General features: G+C 54.0%; 13 protein-coding genes and 1 pseudogene. 10 read left to right on the forward strand and 4 right to left on the reverse strand.

The genetic code is table 11. From position 1 onward, the window contains the following. Positions 1–13: 13 nt before the first annotated feature. The 3 genes from ACT3TJ_RS05295 (at position 14) to ACT3TJ_RS05305 (ending at position 6,802) form a co-directional block, all read left to right on the forward strand. Complete coding sequence (locus ACT3TJ_RS05295; RefSeq protein WP_193057136.1) at positions 14–2,134, forward strand: methyl-accepting chemotaxis protein; 2,121 nt, start codon at positions 14–16, stop codon at positions 2,132–2,134. Between the two features lie 603 nt (positions 2,135–2,737). Next, on the forward strand, positions 2,738–4,849 hold the full coding sequence (locus ACT3TJ_RS05300; protein ID WP_193057137.1) for a methyl-accepting chemotaxis protein: 2,112 nt from the start codon (positions 2,738–2,740) through the stop codon (positions 4,847–4,849). A gap of 96 nt (positions 4,850–4,945) precedes the next feature. After that, positions 4,946–6,802 (forward strand): methyl-accepting chemotaxis protein, encoded by a 1,857-nt coding sequence (locus tag ACT3TJ_RS05305; protein ID WP_193057138.1) that lies wholly within the window; start codon positions 4,946–4,948, stop codon positions 6,800–6,802. 4 nt (positions 6,803–6,806) lie between these two features. Here the strand turns inward: ACT3TJ_RS05305 and ACT3TJ_RS05310 are convergent, their stop codons facing one another. Beyond that, complete coding sequence (locus ACT3TJ_RS05310) at positions 6,807–7,733, reverse strand: LysR family transcriptional regulator (protein ID WP_087110560.1); 927 nt, start codon at positions 7,731–7,733, stop codon at positions 6,807–6,809. Between the two features lie 166 nt (positions 7,734–7,899). Here ACT3TJ_RS05310 and ACT3TJ_RS05315 point away from each other — a divergent pair, with 166 nt between their 5' ends. After that, on the forward strand, positions 7,900–8,676 hold the full coding sequence (locus ACT3TJ_RS05315; RefSeq protein ID WP_087110558.1) for a ferredoxin--NADP reductase: 777 nt from the start codon (positions 7,900–7,902) through the stop codon (positions 8,674–8,676). A 141-nt stretch (positions 8,677–8,817) separates the two neighbouring features. Here the strand turns inward: ACT3TJ_RS05315 and glnK are convergent, their stop codons facing one another. The 3 genes from glnK to ACT3TJ_RS05330 form a co-directional block, all read right to left on the reverse strand. Beyond that, on the reverse strand, positions 8,818–9,156 hold the full coding sequence (gene glnK / locus ACT3TJ_RS05320) for a P-II family nitrogen regulator (RefSeq protein WP_027337179.1): 339 nt from the start codon (positions 9,154–9,156) through the stop codon (positions 8,818–8,820). 163 nt (positions 9,157–9,319) lie between these two features. Continuing rightward, positions 9,320–10,567 carry an ammonium transporter gene (locus ACT3TJ_RS05325; protein WP_193057139.1) on the reverse strand — a complete coding sequence of 416 codons (1,248 nt, stop codon included), beginning with the start codon at positions 10,565–10,567 and terminating at the stop codon, positions 9,320–9,322. Between the two features lie 46 nt (positions 10,568–10,613). Beyond that, the gene (locus ACT3TJ_RS05330; protein ID WP_172116897.1) at positions 10,614–10,952 is read right to left on the reverse strand and encodes a P-II family nitrogen regulator; all 339 of its coding nucleotides are present in this window, start codon (positions 10,950–10,952) and stop codon (positions 10,614–10,616) included. Positions 10,953–11,304: 352 nt separating this feature from the next. Here ACT3TJ_RS05330 and ACT3TJ_RS05335 point away from each other — a divergent pair, with 352 nt between their 5' ends. The 6 genes and pseudogenes from ACT3TJ_RS05335 to ACT3TJ_RS05360 all read left to right on the forward strand — a co-directional run bounded on the left by ACT3TJ_RS05335 (position 11,305) and on the right by ACT3TJ_RS05360 (position 18,918). Beyond that, a complete protein-coding gene (locus ACT3TJ_RS05335) occupies positions 11,305–11,685 on the forward strand; it encodes an accessory factor UbiK family protein (RefSeq protein WP_172116896.1) in 381 nt (126 codons plus the stop codon). A 199-nt stretch (positions 11,686–11,884) separates the two neighbouring features. Continuing rightward, entirely contained in the window at positions 11,885–12,805 is a 921-nt protein-coding gene (locus ACT3TJ_RS05340) for a helix-turn-helix transcriptional regulator (protein WP_192527781.1), read from the forward strand. 114 nt (positions 12,806–12,919) lie between these two features. Next, positions 12,920–15,037 carry a TonB-dependent siderophore receptor gene (locus tag ACT3TJ_RS05345; protein ID WP_407647904.1) on the forward strand — a complete coding sequence of 706 codons (2,118 nt, stop codon included), beginning with the start codon at positions 12,920–12,922 and terminating at the stop codon, positions 15,035–15,037. Positions 15,038–15,178: 141 nt separating this feature from the next. Beyond that, complete coding sequence (locus ACT3TJ_RS05350) at positions 15,179–16,060, forward strand: ABC transporter substrate-binding protein (RefSeq protein WP_442352930.1); 882 nt, start codon at positions 15,179–15,181, stop codon at positions 16,058–16,060. Between the two features lie 137 nt (positions 16,061–16,197). Then, positions 16,198–17,046: pseudogene (locus ACT3TJ_RS05355) on the forward strand (YifB family Mg chelatase-like AAA ATPase); the annotation flags it as partial. 87 nt (positions 17,047–17,133) lie between these two features. After that, a complete protein-coding gene (locus ACT3TJ_RS05360; RefSeq protein ID WP_096277126.1) occupies positions 17,134–18,918 on the forward strand; it encodes a hypothetical protein in 1,785 nt (594 codons plus the stop codon). The last annotated feature ends 263 nt before the right edge of the window (positions 18,919–19,181 follow it).

Below are 19,181 nucleotides of genomic sequence, written 5' to 3' on the forward strand. Positions count from 1 at the left end.
GGCAATAAAAACCATGAATTTCAAGTCAGTCCGTACGTTAATTACCCTCCTGGTAGGCGGCTGTATCTTGCTGGTGGTGGCGGCATTGGCCGCCTACTCACTGGTTGCCAATGAGCGCTCTCAGGCGGTGGTAGAAGACCAGACCAAAGAGCTGCTTGAGCGCAATATCGAAGCACGCTTAACGGCGGTTGCCTCAGCGCAGGCTGAGCTTATCCAGGGCCAGTTTGAAAAAACCCTCAAGATTGCCGAAAACCTGGCCGCCACCAATGCCATGCTGGGACAGCGGGATAACAACGGCCGACCGGCACTGAACCTCAGCCGCCGCGAAATTTCGCTGCTGGTACGCCAAACGGTGATCACCAACCCCGAAATACTGGATGCCTATATCGGCTGGGAACCAAACGCCTTTGGTCTGGATGCGCGGTTTGCCGGGCGCGAGGGTCTTGGCTACGGTGACGATGGCCGTTTCCAACCCTGGTGGTATCGCACCGAGAACGGTGATTTAGCCGCGCTTCCTCTAGGAGAGACTATGGAGAGTGAGGCTATTCAGGCAAGCGGCGTGCGCAGCGGCGAGTACTATCTATGCCCGCGTGAAACGCTTGCCCCCTGTATCGTTGACCCGGCGCAGTTCGATTACGACGGCAAGCTCACGTTGGTCACCTCGTTCAATGCCCCTATCATCGTTGATGGAGAGTTTCGTGGCGTTGCAGGCGTTGATTATACGGTCGACTTTATTCAGTCGATACTTAACGAGGCCAACCAAACGCTATACAGCGGCGCGGGCGAAATAGCGCTTATCGCCTCGCAGGGAGGCGTCACGGCCTACACCAGCGATGCCTCCCTGGTTGGGAAATCTGCAAACGAAGCCTTTAATCCCTCCCTACAGACGCATATTCGCCGTGCTCAACAGGGCGACGTGGTCCGTAACGTTGACCAGGCGCAGGGGATGATCGAACTCTATTGGCCCTTTACCATCGGCGGTACTGAAGCGCCCTGGGTATTGATGCTTCGCTTACCCGAGCAAGCCGTGTTTGCTGGCTTAAACAACATGCAGGAGCAGATGCAAGAGCAACGCACGGCCTCCATGTTGAGCATGCTGGGCATGGGCCTTGTCATCGCGCTTCTGGGCTTGCTGGTCAGTTGGGTGTTGGGCAGCAGTATTTCTCGCCCGCTGCGAACCCTCGCCGAGCGTATGCGTGACATTGCCTCAGGCGATGGCGACTTAACCCAACGCCTACCAGTGCGTGGACGCAATGAAAGCGCCGAACTTGCCATTCAGTTCAACGCCTTTGCGGTCAAGATCCACGATGTACTGGTGGATGTACGCGCCAGCAGTGAATCCGTTCACCATGCCGCCAGTGAGATTACCCAGGGCGGCCAGGACCTTTCACGGCGCACCGACCAGGCCGCGGCCAGCTTGCAACAAACGTCCTCGGCCATGGAGCAGATCAGCAGCACCGTCGGACATACCTCCAGTGCGTCCCAGGAAGCCAGTGGGCTTTCTCAAACGGCCTCACAACTGGCCTCGCGGACCAACTCGGCGTTTGAGCAGGTGGTGGTCACCATGGATGACATTCGCACGACGTCGGCTGAAATTCAGGAAATTGTGACCGTGATTGACGGCATCGCCTTCCAGACCAACCTGCTGGCCTTGAACGCATCGGTAGAAGCAGCACGTGCGGGAGAACATGGCCGTGGGTTTGCGGTGGTGGCTGATGAAGTTCGCAAACTGGCGTCTCGCAGTAGCGACGCCGCCGCCGATATCCGCCAGCGCATTCATGCCTCAACGGGCAAGGTGGAAAGTGGCACCCAACTGGTCAAGGGTGCTGAAACGGCCATGCATGAGCTGGCGGAAAGCGTCACACGCGTCACCCAAATGCTGGCCGAGATAAGCACCGCAGCAAGCGAACAGAGCGATGGTATCAGTCAGGTCAGCATCGCGGTGACCGACCTGGACCAGATGACCCAGCAAAACGCGGCGCTGGTAGAAGAGTCCACCACGGCTGCCGAACAGCTCAAGGATCAGTCTGAACGGCTCTTCACTATTGTTGGGAGCTTCACCCTGGAGAACGATCCTGCCGCCCGTGGCGATCATCTGCTGCTTTCTCGACCCACTACGCCGAGTGGCTATTGATATAAAATGATGGATAACGCCCGTTTATAGGGCGTTTATTTCCCTACGCGCTACCGGCCAAGGCCATCTTGGCAGGCCGGTAGAACCTGGTTCACCAATCGGCTATGGGCCGACACTCCCTGTCTCACGTACTTCCGAAAGATACTCAACAGATCCACAGCCGACCTTCAAACATCCCTCAGCGACTCCCAGCGTATAACGGCCATATTTCAAGCGTCCCCGCTTAAAGAAGAGAGCGCGCACGCCGATAAATTAAATAACAGGATCATCAACGTGTCATACCGCATGGCTATAATGATAGCGGCGAGTTAAGGTGGCTTTTGCGCTGCTGTTTCTTACTATCAAGCGCTTATGCCGCAACGATGATCATGACAAGCACCAGCCAACAGACGAGCCCTCCATTTAAAGCAAAGCAGCCAACACCTTCGGCAGAAAAAATGATGAGTACCGCCGCGCTCTTGAAAACCATCTTTGAAAACGCCCCCCCCTGAAAATCGTCGTTCAAAGGCGCAGTTGAAAATCAGATGAAACGTCCCGGCGCGAGCAGCGACTATTTTTCACCTGATTTATCAATACGATACTAACCATTGAGAAACATAAAAAATGAACTTTAAATCCATTCGCACGTTAATTGCCACGCTGGTCAGCGGCTGTATTCTGCTGGTCGTAGCCGCATTAGTGATCTACTCCCTGATGGCGAATACACGCTCCGAAGCACTCGTGGAAAGCCAGACTAGGGAACTGCTCGAGCGCAATATCGATGCACGCCTCTCCGCTATCGCCTCCGCGCAAGCCGAAGAGATCAAGGGCCAGCTTCAGCATGCCCTGACACTGGCCACTAGTTTGGCGCATACCAACGCCATGCTGGGCCTGCCAGGCGAGAATGGTCGCCCATTGATGACCATGAGCCGTCAAGAGCTCTCCATGCTGGTGCGTCAAACGGTCGTCAACAATCCCTCTCTTCTAGATGCCTTCATTGGCTGGGAACCCAATGCTTTCGGTAACGATGCTTTTTATACAGGGCGAGAGGACCAGGGTTACGGTCCGGATGGCCGCTTTACGCCGTGGTGGTATCGCACGGATAGCGGCAGCATCGAAGTATTAGCGCTGGGTAGCGATATGGAGAACCATGAGCTTGGTGCAGACGGCATTCGGCGCGGTGAGTACTACCTGTGTACGAAAGAGACCCTGCGTAGCTGCATTGTCGACCCGCATTTGTACGATTACAACGGCGACATGTTGCTGGTTACCTCGTTTAACGCCCCCATTATTGTAGATGGTGAGTTTCGCGGCAGTGCGGGCGTCGACCTTTCAGTTGAATTCATCCAGGGGCTACTTGAAGAGGCCAACGAAACGCTTTACGACGGTGCGGGTGAAATGGCGTTAGTCGCCGCGCGAGGCGCGCTTGCTGCTCATACCAGTGCACCCGACTTACTGGGCAAGCGAGTAGAAGATGTTCTCGACCCTCAGCTTCAGGCCAGTATTGCTCAAGCCCAGCAGGGTGAAAGTGTGCGCAATATGAGTACCGAGAAGGGTATGACCGAACTTTACTGGCCTTTCACTATCGACGAAAGTGGCCAACCGTGGGTGTTGATGGTTCGACTACCTGAAAGTGCCGTTATGGCGGGCCTTCATGGCCTGCAAGACCAGCTTGGCGATCAAAGCCGAGCCTCCATGTGGGGCATGGTGTTGATGGGCCTTGTCATCGCGCTTCTGGGCTTGCTGGCCAGTTGGGTGTTGGGCAGCAGTATTTCTCGCCCGCTGCGAAACCTCGCCGAGCGCATGCGTGACATCGCCTCGGGCGATGGCGACTTAACCCAACGCCTACCAGTGCGTGGGCGCAATGAAAGCGCCGAACTTGCCATTCAGTTCAACGCCTTTGCGGTCAAGATTCACGATGTACTGGTGGATGTACGCGCCAGCAGTGAATCCGTTCACCATGCGGCCAGTGAGATTACCCAGGGCGGCCAGGACCTTTCACGGCGCACCGACCAGGCCGCGGCCAGCTTGCAACAAACGTCCTCGGCCATGGAGCAGATCAGCAGCACCGTCGGCCATACTTCCAGTGCGTCCCAGGAAGCCAGTGGGCTTTCTCAAACGGCCTCACAACTGGCCTCGCGGACCAACTCGGCGTTTGAGCAGGTGGTGGTCACCATGGATGACATTCGCACGACGTCGGCTGAAATTCAGGAAATTGTGACCGTGATTGACGGCATCGCCTTCCAGACCAACCTGCTGGCCTTGAACGCATCGGTAGAAGCAGCACGTGCAGGGGAACATGGCCGTGGGTTTGCGGTGGTGGCCGATGAAGTTCGCAAACTGGCGTCTCGCAGTAGCGACGCTGCCGCTGATATCCGCCAGCGCATTCATGCCTCAACGGGCAAGGTGGAAAGCGGCACCCAGCTGGTCAAGGGCGCTGAAACGGCCATGCATGAGTTGGCGGAAAGCGTCACACGCGTCACCCAAATGCTGGCCGAGATAAGCACCGCAGCAAGCGAACAGAGCGACGGTATCAGCCAGGTCAGCATCGCGGTGACCGACCTGGACCAGATGACCCAGCAAAACGCGGCGCTGGTAGAAGAGTCCACCACGGCTGCCGAGCAGCTCAAGGAGCAGTCTGAACGGCTCTCGGCACTCGTCGGTGGCTTTACGCTTGAAGCCAGCAACACTTCTTCTCGCCATCAGTTGCCGTCTCCACCCTCTTCGTCCGACTAACCCATCAAAGGCGGCGATAGGTTGCTATATCGCCGCCGTATTGGATGGATGCACGAAGCCTTCTCCCTTGTCTTCCTTATTAATGAGGCTCTACTCATGCTGTCGTCCCTGCGCTTGCGCATTCTGGTGATTACGTTGGTTGTGATCACTCTGGCCTTAACCATCAACGCTTTTGTCAACTATTCGACCCTACAAGCTCATAACGATGAGCAGGTCGCCCAACAGCTCGAATCCATCGCACAGGGTAACGCGCTGGCCATTGAGGAGTGGGTGACCGCCCGTGTAGCCATGCTGGAGGCAGCGCGCACGCCGGTGATGGATAACGACCCGCGCGCGCCGCTGGTGCAGCTAGCGGAATCTGGCGGGTTTCTGGCGGCGTTTTTTGGCCAGCCTGATGGCAGCCTTCTCTCGTCCGATGGTTGGATACCCGGTGATGATTACGACCCACGCGAGCGCGACTGGTACCAGACGGCGGTGACCCAGGATGACACTATCGTTTCGCTACCCTACGTGGATGCCAACAGCAATCAATTGGTCGTTACGTTCGCAACACCGGTCAAACGCGACGGCCGTCTTTACGGTGTCATCGGCGGTGATGTGGTGATTGATAATCTGGTTAGCCAGGTCAACGCTATTCAACCCACCCCCTCAAGCTTCGCTTTTCTAAGTAGCGGTGGCGAGACGGTGATTGCGCACCCTGATGCAGCGCTAACGCTTGAACCGCTAAGCCAAATCAGCAATGCCTTAACGCCTAGTACCCTTCAACGGCTGAGCGCTACCCGGGGCATCTGGGAGCCTATTGACGTTAGCAGCCAGACCAAACGCTTGTCTGCAACATCAATCGCCGGTACCGATTGGGAGCTAGGTGTCGCGCTTGATGAGTATGAAGCGACCTCTGGCCTGCGCGCCATTCTAAGCTCTTCGCTGATCACCCTGCTGGTCATCATCGCCGTGACGACGCTGCTGCTAAGCCTGTGGCTCAAACGCACCTTTTCTGGCCTTGAGCGGGCACGGGATGCACTGGACGATATTGCCAGCGGCGAAGGAGACCTGACCCGCCGACTGCCAGAACATGGGCGTGATGAAGTCGCCCAGATAAGTGGTGCCTTCAACCGTTTTGTCGGCAAAATGGAGGCTGTGTTGATCGATGTACGCACCAGCAGCGTATCGGTGCATCATGCAGCGAATGAAATCGCCATGGGTGGTCAGGACCTATCCCGCCGCACCGACAACACCGCGGCCAGCCTGCAGCAAACGTCGGCGTCTATTGAAGAGATCACCAGTACCGTACAGCACACCGCTGCCTCGGCTCAAGAAGCCAACAAGCTCTCGCAAACCGCCTCTGAAGTCGCTAATGAAGGCGGCCAAGTGGTCGCGAATGTAGTCACCACCATGGAAGATATTACCCAAGCGTCCGATAAAATCGGTGATATCGTTACGTTGATGAACAGCATTTCCTTCCAGACCAACCTGCTGGCGCTGAATGCCTCTGTGGAGGCCGCCCGAGCAGGCGAACATGGACGAGGTTTTGCAGTGGTCGCCGAGGAAGTACGCAAGCTTGCCAGGCGCAGCAGCGAAGCGGCCAACGATATTCAAAAACTGATTGAAGATTCACAAAGCAAAGTCAATAACGGCACTACGCTTGTTCGTAATGCGGGGACCACCATGAAGGATATTGTGGCCCACATCACGCGCGTCTCGGACGTACTGGAAGAGATACGAGCGGCCACCAGCGAGCAAAGCGACGGTATCAACCAGGTCAACATCGCGGTTGCCGAACTGGACCGCATGACCCAAGAGAACGCCGCTATGGTGGAGGAGTCCACCACCGCCGCCGAGCAGTTAAAAGAGCAGGCCGATCATTTAGCCACCACCATTGGCAGCTTTAAATTATCGCAGCACGCATCAGCGCCCCTGGCATTGCACTCGCCCAACGCGGTGACCGAGCATTGAGCACTTAAGGCACCGGCGGCAGCTCAATATCGTCACTGCGTTTAGCGCCTGCGGTCATTTCACGACACAGGCGCAGGAACTCACGCACGCCCGTGGTGAGGTATTTATGGCGGTGCCAGATAAAGGTGAACTGACGCTTTAGATCCAGCTCCGGCGTGGGAAGCGGTACCAGGCTTCCTCGCCGGAAGGCATCGCGTAGCGCTAGCCGCGAGACACAACCGATGCCAAGCCCCGACTCTACCGCCCGCTTAATCCCTTCCGTATGCTCCAGCTCCAGCAACGTATTAAACCGGCTGCGCCGGTGGCGTGCGGCGTGCTCTAGTGTCATGCGGGTGCCTGACCCCTCTTCACGCATGATCCAGTCTTCGCGCAGCAGCTGTTCAAGTTCGAGGTGCTCTTTTCCCGCCAGTGGGTGGCGCGGCGAGCAGAAAACACACAGCTCATCCTCAACCCAAGGCTGGCTGATGATCATTTCGTCATCGCACTGGCCTTCAATCAGGCCCAGATCCAGCGAGTGCTGGCGCACGCCCTCAATAATATGGCGCGTATTACGCACCGAAAGGCGCACCCGGCTGCCGGGGTAACGCTGCATAAAATCACTGATCAGAAGCGTTGCCAGGTAGTTGCCAATGGTTAGTGTGGCCCCCACGTCCAGCGCCCCAACGCCCTGCTGGCCACGAAGAAGCTCTTCGATCTCCTCGCCGCGATCAAGCAGTGCTACCGCCTTGGGCAGCAGTTGAAAGCCCAGCGCATTTAATTTTAACCGCTTTCCCATGCGGTCAAGCAGTTGGCAGTCGAACTGGCGCTCAAGCTCGGCAAGCGCCGTGCTGGTGGCCGATTGAGACATGGCCAGCGCACGCGCCGCTTGCGAGACGCTCTCGTGCTGAGCGACCGCGACAAAGACTTCCAATTGCCGGAGGGTATAGTGCATACAGGGCCTATATCGATTTTAAAGATAAGTGTTATCAATATAATTCGCTTAACAGATATACCACCTTTACTTAGAATTGATGACAACATATTTCATGATTTTTTATTCTTTTAAAGAATATAGATGCTGTGATTTCCTGCCAGCATCGCTATAGGGAGACATTGGTATGAGTAAGTTTGCTCTGGAAGAAGTTCTCAGCGTTCACCACTGGAACGATACCCTGTTTAGCTTCCGCACTACACGTGAGCGCAGCCTGCGCTTTAAAACCGGCCAGTTTGTCATGATCGGTCTGGAAGTGAACGGCAAACCGCTAATGCGTGCTTACTCCATCGCCAGCCCGAACTATGAAGATCACCTTGAGTTTTTCAGCATCAAGGTGCCCGATGGCCCGCTGACCTCACGCTTACAGCATCTGAAAGTAGGCGATCAAATCATGGTCAGCCGTAAGCCGACCGGTACGCTGGTGTGCGACGACCTGCTGCCGGGTCGCAACCTGTATATGCTCTCGACCGGAACGGGCCTTGCACCGTTTATGAGCCTGATTCAGGACCCGGAAGTCTATGAGCGCTATGAGAAAGTCGTGCTGGTACACGGCGTGCGTGAAGTGTCTGAGCTGGCCTACGCTGATTTTATTACCAAAGAGCTGCCTGCCCACGAGTATCTGGGCGAAGATATCACCAATAAGCTGGTCTATTACCCCACGGTAACCCGTGAAGAGTTCCATACCATGGGTCGCTTAACCGACCATATCCGCAGCGGTAAAATCTTCGAGGATACCGGCCTTCCGCCGATCGACCCGCGCCAGGACCGCGCCATGATTTGTGGCAGCCCCGCAATGCTGGATGACACCAGCGCGCTGCTGGATGAGCTGGGGTTGAATATCTCACCGCGCATGGGTGAGCCTGGTGACTACGTGATTGAGCGTGCGTTTGTTGAGAAGTGATGGATTGGCGAGGTGTGAATAGTCGAACCTGATCACTGCCCTCTCATACGTCACTCGCTGATAAAAAGCCCTGCGGAGATACTCCGCAGGGCTTTGATTCATGACTTACTACTTATCCCTCACGACTCACCCTTCACCCGCTTAAACCGCGTCTTTACCCGTTTCGCCGGTACGAATACGAATGACCTGCTCAAGCGGCATCACAAAGATTTTACCATCGCCGATTTTACCCGTGTTGGCGACTTGGGTAATCGCATCAATTACCTGCTCAACCATATCGTCATCGACAGCGACTTCCAGCTTCACTTTGGGCAGGAAATCCACCACGTACTCAGCTCCACGATAAAGCTCCGTGTGGCCCTTTTGACGACCAAACCCTTTTACTTCTGTGACAGTAATGCCCTGCACGCCGATATCGGAGAGCGATTCGCGTACGTCATCAAGCTTAAACGGCTTGATAATGGCTGAGATCAATTTCATTGCGACATCCTCTAGCTTGGTGGCCATTGTCTTGTCTATTGGGTGCGGCGAAAGCCAGCCACCTCTGGTGCTAAGCATACACCGCTACAGGCGGAGAATAAAAAGGCCTTCCTCGAAAGGAAGGCCATAAGGAGCACGCCAGCTCACTTGCTTAGTATTATGCTTATTTCTTAACGCTAAACTCAGGGTAGGCTTCAAGACCACATTCCGCGATATCCACGCCTTCATACTCTTCTTCTTCGCTCACCCGGATGCCCATGATGGCTTTCAGCACCAACCAGACCACCAGGCTTGTCAGGAATACCCAACCGAAGATACCGGCAATACCCATCATTTGAGCACTAAAGGACGCGCCATCATTGGTGATAGGCACCGCCAATACCCCCCAAATACCCGCCACGCCGTGAACGGAAATTGCACCGACCGGATCATCCAGCTTGAGCTTATCAAGCGATACAATCGCTACGACCACAATGGCACCGCCCACCGCACCGATAATGGTGGCACCTAATGCCGTTGGCGAGAGCGGGTCAGCGGTAATCGCCACCAGGCCTGCCAGCGCGCCGTTAAGCGCCATGGTCAGGTCCGCTTTACGGAACCACAGTTTGGCCAGGACCAGCGCGGCAATCACACCACCAGCGGCCGCCGCATTGGTATTGGCAAACACCTGGGCGACATTGTTGGCCGACTCGATATCCGAGACTTTTAGCTCAGAGCCACCGTTGAAACCGAACCAACCCATCCACAAAATGAACGTCCCCAGCGTTGCCAACGGCATGTTGGCACCGGGAATGGCATGGATAGCGCCATCTTTACCGTACTTGCCTTTACGCGGCCCCAGAATCAGCACGCCTGCCAGAGCAGCGGCAGCGCCTGCCATGTGAACAATACCCGAACCGGCATAATCCGAGTAACCCACGCTGCTCAGCCATCCGCCACCCCAGGTCCAGTAGCCAGAAACCGGATAGATAAAGGCGGTCATGACCACAGCGAAGGCCAAAAAGGCCCATAGTTTCATGCGCTCAGCGACCGCTCCGGAAACAATCGACATGGCAGTAGCCACAAAGACAACCTGGAAGAAGTAATCAGCGCGCATGGAGTAGTACGGCGCATCTTCGCCACCCGCCAGCACTGAATCGACGCTGTTCTCAGTACCCAGCAGAAAGCCCAGGCTTGGCAAGAAGCCGCCTTCGCCGCTGGAGTACATGAGGTGATACCCCACCAGCAGATACATGGTGCAGGCAATCGCAAACAGCGCGATGTTTTTCGTCAGAATTTCAGCGGTGTTTTTAGCGCGCACCATGCCTGCTTCAAGCATGGAGAAGCCTGCGGCCATCCACATGACCAATACACCGCACATCAAGAAGTAAAACGTGTCGAGCGCGTAGCTCAGATCAGCCAGTTCGTTCATTTGTTAGTTCCCCGTTGAACTACGAAGTAGCCCGGTAAGCCCCTGTTTAAACGGCATCAACGCCGCGTTCACCGGTACGAATTCGGATAACATCGTCGAGCGGCGTGACGAATACTTTGCCATCGCCGATTTTTCCACTGTTAGCGGCATTACAAATGGCATCCATCACGCTTTCCAGGCGCGCATCGTCAACCGCTACTTCTACTTTTACCTTGGGCAGAAAATCGACCACGTACTCAGCACCCCGGTAGAGCTCGGTATGCCCTTTCTGACGCCCAAAACCTTTTACCTCTGTCACGGTAATGCCCTGCACGCCGTTGTCGGCCAGTGCTTCGCGGACATCGTCAAGTTTGAATGGCTTAATGATGGCGGTGATGAGTTTCATCCCATATCTCTCCTGCTGGATAAGTCCTGCTAGATAGCTAGCGGCATTGCCGCTGAAAATGGCGATGCTCTACTAATGCGCATACCGTGCCATTAGCTAATTTCTTATTAATTTTTAGTGACTTAACAAAACATAAGGCGCTTTTACGCACACCCTAAGATCGCGAAAGGCGTAGGGCGCAACCGATTGCACCAAAAAAGAACCGACGCGAACGGTTGGCGCACCATGACTGGGCAACGAGATAAACGAATAAATGCACCAATGCCATACGCAATACATGCGTACTGGCGGCGGGTTGCGTATCCTTAAAATAGTGCCCACTTTTAAAGCATCATTATTTAAGGAGAGAACCATGACGCCCCAGGATCGTATTAGCCGTTTGGCACAACAGATTGGCGACCGCTTACAAAATGCGTCACAAGCGCCGGAAGATATTCAGAAAGGCGTTCAACAGGTGGTTCGTGGTGCCTTTGATCGGCTGGAGCTCGTATCGCGGGAAGACTTCGATATCCTGATGGACGTTCTACAGCGCACGCGTTCGCGGGTAGAAGCCCTGGAGAGGCAAGTAGCGCAGTTGGAAGCTACGATGGAAGCGAGTCAGCCTGAGAAGCACCTACCAGTCGCCACTAAGGCCACTGAAAGCGCTCAGCCCAACGCCGATACGGATGCGCCCGCTGCCCCAAAACCGGCTGCCAGCAGCACACTGAACGACGATAAGAAAAGCGATACGTAAGCACAGTGCTGGTAACGCCTGCCGCCACCAAAATGAGAACACCTATCATTGCGTTTTAATCTACTGATGGTAGGATCACGATGATTTACGCGTTCTCTGGATAACCCACGAACCGCTCCTCTTTTCAAGCGTCGCTCTTTTGGGCGGCGTTTTCTCGCTGGGTTGATCACTGGATTACCAAGCCGCAGGGCCCCTATTGATGCCAACCTTTACGTCGTTAACGCCATCGACACTTAGCCAACTGGGCCAAACGTTCGGTATTGATTACCTGTATGCCGGTAAGGGAATTGACGACCCGATTGCCCAAGGCAGCGTGAGTGATTTGCCGCTTTCTTCTGCGCTGCATCTCACCCTCTCCGACCTTGAAGTACGCCAACGCTACGCCTCACGTTCCACACAGACGATACCCTGGTTTCTAAGCGTTGTTATAGAGGGCTGGATTGACATTACCCAAGGCCAGAAGCGGCTAACCATCGGCGCGGGGCAGGGGTTCTGCGTTCACTTTACCCCCCAGGCACCGCTGATTGTTGAACAGCCGGCGCAGCCACAGCTGCGTACTCTCAATATTGCGGTACTGGCCACGATTCCTAACGCGTTGCCTAGCGCGCAAGCACCACAGCTGCATGCCTGGGCGCCACCTTCCACACTTTTTGCTCAACTAAGCGCGACCTGCGAGACGCCACTGGATCACTGGCGGCATTCATTAGTTTGGCAAGGGCTTGCCCTACAGCTTCTTGGGCACGGCTTACCCACGCCGCCTGCCAGGGAGCCTCAATCGGCACGAGGCATGAAGGCCCGTGAACGTGAACAGCTTGCTCAATTGCATACAGAGCTAAGTAATAACCCAATGACCGATTACTGCCTAAGCGACCTGGCTCGTCGCGCAGCGATGAGCCCCAGCAGCTTGCGGCAGAAATTTAGCGCACTTTACGGTTGCTCAATTTTTGATCATCTACGCCAGTGTCGGCTTCAACAAGCCTATAGCTATCTGGAAAAAGGCTATAGCGTTCAACAGACAGCACATACTTGCGGCTACCGTCATGCCACCAATTTTACGACAGCCTTTAAGCGCCTCTTCGGTATCGCGCCCACAGAAGTAATCGGCAAGGCCAGAGCATAAGATGCGCGCCACCAACGCTGGCGTTACGCATAGCTGATTTAGCATATGGCATAGCTCAACAGGCCCTTAAAAAGCAATAATTCTCATTATTACAAACAGTAGAGACTTATTGTCATGTTTATGTGCCCACACCGCTTTTACTATCGTCAACTTGCATTATCCATTGCCTTGGCAGGGGGCTCGGTAACTGTTGCCTATGCCCAACCATCACCGGATGATGCCCAGCAGTTAACGACGGTCACCGTCACTGCTCAGCAGGCGGCTACCAAAGTCGAAACGCCCTTTATCGAGACCCCGCAAAGTGTGTCAACCATTACTCAGCAGCAGATGGAAGAGCGTGGCGTAACGACCGTCCAGCGCGCAACCGACTACACGCCAGGCGTTTACTCCAATCAGGTGGGCGCTTCAAACCGCTTCGACTATTTAGTGTTGCGCGGTTTTTCCGATGGCAGCTTAAGCAACACGTTTCTGGATGGCCTGAAAGTGATGGGCGATGCTAACTCCCACAGTTCGATGCGTATCGACCCTTGGTTTTTGGAAAGCATCGAAGTCGTTCGCGGGCCTGCCTCCGTGCTCTATGGCCGCGCCTCTCCGGGCGGCATGGTAGCGCTGAACAGCAAGCGTCCTGAGTTTGAGCAAGGCGGCGAGCTGCGCTTGCAAGTGGGCAACAATAACCAGCGTAGCGCCGCGTTCGACCTAACCGGGCCGATTGACGAGCAGCAGCGCATAGCATTTCGCTTAACGGGTATCGCCAGCGGTGCGGACACCCAGTTCGGGCCCGCCGAAGAGCAGCGCTTTGCCATTGCCCCACGCCTGACATGGGACATGACCGACGACACCAGCCTGACGGTTGAAGCCTACCTGCAGGATGAACCGAAAGGCGGTTATCACTCCGGCGTACCTTATGAAGGTGCCGTAATACCCCGCAACGGGCGTAAAATCAGCAATAATTTCTTTGACGGCGAAGAAGATTACGACGCCTACGAGCGCACCCAGCGTATGTTCGGCTACTCGCTTGAGCACCGCTTTAATGACCGGGTCACTGGCCGTCAGATGCTGCGTTACCTGAATTCGGACGTAGTACTTAATCAGGTATATGGCTTTGGCTGGACATCGCCCGCTTCCAACGAATTAACCCGCTATTACTCCGGCAGCGACGAGTCCCTTGAAGCATGGACCATCGATAATCAGCTTGAAGCTCGATTTGATAACGGTGCTATGGCGCATACACTGCTCTTTGGCGTGGACTATCAGCAGCGCGAAAACAACGTGTCATGGCCTTCCGGTGCCTTCCAGCCCATTAACGCCTTTGAGCCCGTTTATGGCAGTGATCCCGTCGCATTTTATGCTCCTACTCGGGAACAACATAACATTGAACAGACCGGTGTTTATCTACAGGACCAAATTGCACTCAACAACTGGCGCTTCACGCTGGGCGGACGCTATGACTGGGTGAGCATTGATAACACGAACAAGGATACCGACGATTCAAGCTCGCTAAACGATACTCAACTTAGCGGCCGTGCGGGCGTGGTGTATCTATTCGATAACGGCGTAGCGCCTTACTTGAGTTACTCCACCGCGTTTACTCCCACAAGCTTTGTGGATGAAAGCGGCGATTTGCTCTCGCCCATGGAAGGCGAGCAGTGGGAAACCGGGGTGAAGTATCAACCCAGCGGTAGCGCCAACCAGTACAGCGCGGCCATTTTCCATATCAGTCAGGAAAACGTAGCCACCAAAGAGCAGCCCTCTGACCCTTACCGCGCCGTGGGCGAAATTGAATCCCAAGGACTTGAATTGGAGGCCCAGACCCAACTGACCGAAACGCTCTCGCTTCAAGCAGGCTATAGCTTTACCGATATTACCTACGCTAAAAGTGACGACGGCAACCAGGGCAACAACGCGATTTACTCGCCCCGGCACCAGCTACAGGCATGGGGACATTATGAAGCAAACAGCGGCTGGCTAAACGGCGTGGATGTAGGTGTTGGTGTGAGGCATTACGCGGATATCGCCGCAGACCGCGCAAACACCGAAACCGTACCCGACTACACGCTGGTCGATGCCACCATCGGCTACGACCTCAGCCATGTGGGCGTTAACGGCGTCGAAACCCGCCTTAACGTCAACAACGTACTGGATAAATCCTACGTAGCGTCATGCAACTCACTAGATTACTGCTACTTTGGCGCTGAGCGCGGGATTACAGCAAGCGTTCACTACCGTTTCTAAACACTTAAGAGAGCCGCTGAGCCCCGTCACCCTGTTTAACCACACGTCGTCGGGGTTTAGCTAACGACAAGCTTGCACGGCGTTGCAAGCAAGAAAGATTATCGTTTAAATACAGCTCTTCTTTCAAAATGGCTCTTCCTCATGCGCCGTACCGTGACGCTTTCTTTCGCCCGAGCCGCGCTTCTGCTCACCAGCCTGCTAGCGTTTACCAGCGCCCATGCCCAGTTTGCCACGGTGGATTGGACCATTGCCGAGACGTTGGTGGCTATCGACGCGCCGATCAGCGGCGTGGCCCAACAGAAGGACTACTACGACTGGGTCGGCGAGCCGCGACTTCCAGAAGGTGTGACCGACCTTGGGCTGCGCACCCAGCCCAATTTTGAATTGTTGGCCCAGCTGGCTCCCGAGCAGATATTGATCTCGCCGATGTTTGCTGCACTCACGCCTCGTTTGGAGCGCATCGCACCGGTAACCTCCATTCCGCTTTACTCCCCCGGTGCCGATACCTGGCAGGAAATCCAGGCATTAACGCGCCAACTGGGTGAGCTCACCGAGCGACAGCCCCAGGCAGAACAATTAATTGCCGACACACAGACGCTAATGGCATCACTACGTGAAGCGCAACCTGACACCGCACCGCTATTGATGGTGCAGTTTATGGATGCACGCCATGTGCGGATCTTCGGGGATAACAGCCTTTACAATGCGGTGCTTGAGCAGCTTGGCCTGGACAATGCCTGGGACCAACCCACCAACGCCTGGGGTTTCACCTTAACGGGTATCGAAGTGCTTGCCCACTATTCAGAGGCGACGCTGGTAATTATTGACCCGTTGCCCATCGGCGTAGAAGAAGCGCTGGCAGAAAGCGGCCTGTGGCAACAGATACCCATTGTGCAAAGCGGCAACCTTTTGCGCCTGCCACCGGTGTGGAGCTTTGGCGCACTGCCCTCGGCCCAGCGCTTTGCTCGCGTGTTGACTGCCGGCCTGGACGACTTTTCACGCCACCAGCCATCCCCCCGTTAGAAATAATGCACGCCCTTCGCGCGATATTCTCGCCAGGATCGTAACGCTGAAAGCCCTGCCTGCTATCAAAGTTTTCTTAGTTGCGTTAAGTTAACCGCTAGCGCCAAGTAAAATTAGGCAACTAGCGAGGAAGCACAATGACCTTAGCGATTGTGGCCACGCGTGCGGGCGTGGGCCTGGATGCGCCAGCCGTCCATGTAGAAGTACATCTTGCCAACGGCTTGCCGGGGCTTACGCTGGTAGGGTTACCCGAAACGGCGGTAAAAGAGAGCCGCGAGCGGGTGCGCAGCGCATTGGTTAATGCCGGGTTTGATTTCCCCAACACCCGGCGGATTACGCTGAACCTGGCGCCTGCGGACCTTCCCAAGGAGGGCGGCCGGTTCGATTTGCCCATCGCACTCGGCATTCTTGCGGCCTCCGGCCAGATTCCAGTAGACGCGCTAGAAGGTATGGAGTGTGCGGGCGAACTGGCACTGGACGGCAAGCTACGCGCCGTACCCGGTATGCTTCCTTTTGCCCTGGCAGCGCGCCGGGCCGGGAACGCTCTGATCATCCCTCGCGCCTGCGCCGATGAGGCCGCGCTGGCCGGTGACTTGCCGGTACTGCCAGCGGATACGCTTTGGCAGGTCGTTGCTCACCTACTCGGGCAGGAGAAAATCTCGCCCCACCGCCTGCCCGCCTCAGTAAAAACCACCACGCCAATGGCCGATTTAGCCGATGTACGCGGCCAGCAACAGGCGCGTCGCGCGCTGGAAATCGCCGCTGCGGGAGGCCACAATTTACTGTTCGCAGGCCCGCCCGGCACGGGTAAAACCATGCTGGCTAGCCGCTTGCCGGGCATTCTACCCCCGCTTTCTGAAGAAGATGCCCTGGCGGTCGCCGCCGTGCGCTCGGTGTGTGGGCTGTCGCTGGATGCCGACTGGGGAAAGCGCCCGTTTCGGCAACCGCACCACAGTGCCAGTGCCGCCGCGCTGGTGGGCGGCGGCTGTGAATTACATTAATAAAAACGACTAAACAAAAAACTGCACGACTGGCATACTGCACTTAAGAAAAAAATAGGTGCTAATATTTGCATGGCTAGTCGAAATCTAATCACTAATTTTGAAGAATTTCCTCACGATGGTCGCCACTGGATGATACGGTGGGTAGATGGGTACCAATCGCATGAGGGACGAACATCAACCCCCTCTGTTGGCGTCAAGCTTTGTCCAGTAAGCTCGAACCCAAACAAACAAGAAATCTGCAAGCCTGCCAGCCTGAGTGAAGAGATCCTGGTACGCGCACATACGGGAATAGTTCCAGAGCTTGTTTTAGGTACCATATACAAAAATGGGCGCCTAATTGGTCGCGCTAATGCTCAAACTATTAATATTAATGCAGATTTAACAGATAACAGTTCTAGAATTGTTAAAGCAAACGATATCATGCCTGAAAGGCCAAGTTGGTGGAAAGATGAATTCCCATACCGTTGGATAGGGCAGTCAGAATACAATCTTGGAAAAGACTTTTCTAACAGCTACTGCGTTGTAATTCAGCAAGCACAAAGTACCTATATAATCCCTTGCCACGAAGTTTTTAGGGCCCTCATGGCACCCTCTTCTGAGTTCGCACTAGCATTAACAACGGGGCCATGGGCAACAACTAGGGAAAGAATTGTTAATATACAAAAAACTGGAACAATTTCCGATGACGAATGGTTGGTAATTTTAAGAAAGAGAATTAAGGATAAGTTTGCTGATAATGCAGCGAATCTCACTATTTCTGAACATGGCATTCAAGCAGCTAATGCTATTTATGCTAATGCCTTAAGGGCTACTGGTGAGTCTTATATATATGCAGGCATTCCTTTTCTAGTTAACAATTTTAAATTTTCTGTACGTGCAGTTCAAATACAATCAGAACCTAACAAATATCTTTGCTTGGAGATAATCTCAGCAACGTGGCCTTTTAGTAACTTGACAATCCACCATGGTCGCGACAATAGTGGCGAGACAGGCAAAGACACTATAGATTCAGATAAAGATAAGCCTTGGCCAAATGGCAGTCAGAACAACAGCAGCCCAAATGATGATTTAGCGATTTCTTCTAAAGAAGATCCTGCAGCGAATTCTGGGCTTGATGAAATCAGCTCTTTAGGGGTTGCTTGGAAAAACAAACCAGAATTAAAAAAAATTGAAAAAGAGGTTAGTTATAAATACCTTACAGGAAAAGTAACGCCTATTGAAAATCAATTTTTCAAGTATGGCACTTCTGGATTACCGACGCATGGAAATACAGAAACAAAGGAGGTTTCTGCGGAACAGGTCGGCCAAACAAACATGCCTTATAGGTTTTTGCAGTTAAAGAAAATGTTGAATCTGCTTCGCAATAAAAAAATAATAAGTAATCTTTTCTGCTATCAGCCACAAGAAGGCGGTCTGTTTAGAGATAACATTCTGACTTGGCCATTACCCAAAAGAGTTATAGACGAGTATCAAAAAAAACACAGAAGGGACAAATGGACCACGTTAACACTTTCAAAACATAGAAGCGTTTTAGTTTATCATTTTGACTACAGCGGAAGTAGAGTATTTCTTCTTGAAATTGAATGTAGAGAAAATGAGGGTGGGTACTGTGCGTTACTGCTTGAGATAACAGAAGAAAACCATCAAGCGACTATCAAAAAAGTTATAAACCACATAGCATTTTTCCGTGGAAATTTAAAAGGAGCTGAAAGTAAAATTCGAGCTTCTTCGGGTGTTTTAGATATGAAAACATGGGTACACGCATATAATAAAAAGCAAGATAGCAGTTCATCTATAAAGCCACTTAACCATGTAAGCTTCACCAAAGCTTTAAGAACGCTCACAGGCGAATAAAGACTAAAGTAATTTAAAATATATAAGCTAGGTGAAACGTACCGAAAGACGTCATCCAGAGGGCGGTTTTTGTAAGAGGCTACTTTAGCAGCCCTTCCGAAAGCCGCAATTCATGCTAAACAGCATTGCCCTCTTGCACCTTCAAACAATCCTGCCAGATTCACTATGCGACGATTTGGTCAGCCTCTGCGTGCCAGAAGAGACAGATATCCAGCGAAGCTATGTGGGATGCATCGACTCAACACGAATCGCCAAACAGGCAC

This window comes from Halomonas sp. AOP30-A1-24, from assembly GCF_052378165.1.
GTDB lineage: Bacteria > Pseudomonadota > Gammaproteobacteria > Pseudomonadales > Halomonadaceae > Vreelandella > Vreelandella citrativorans.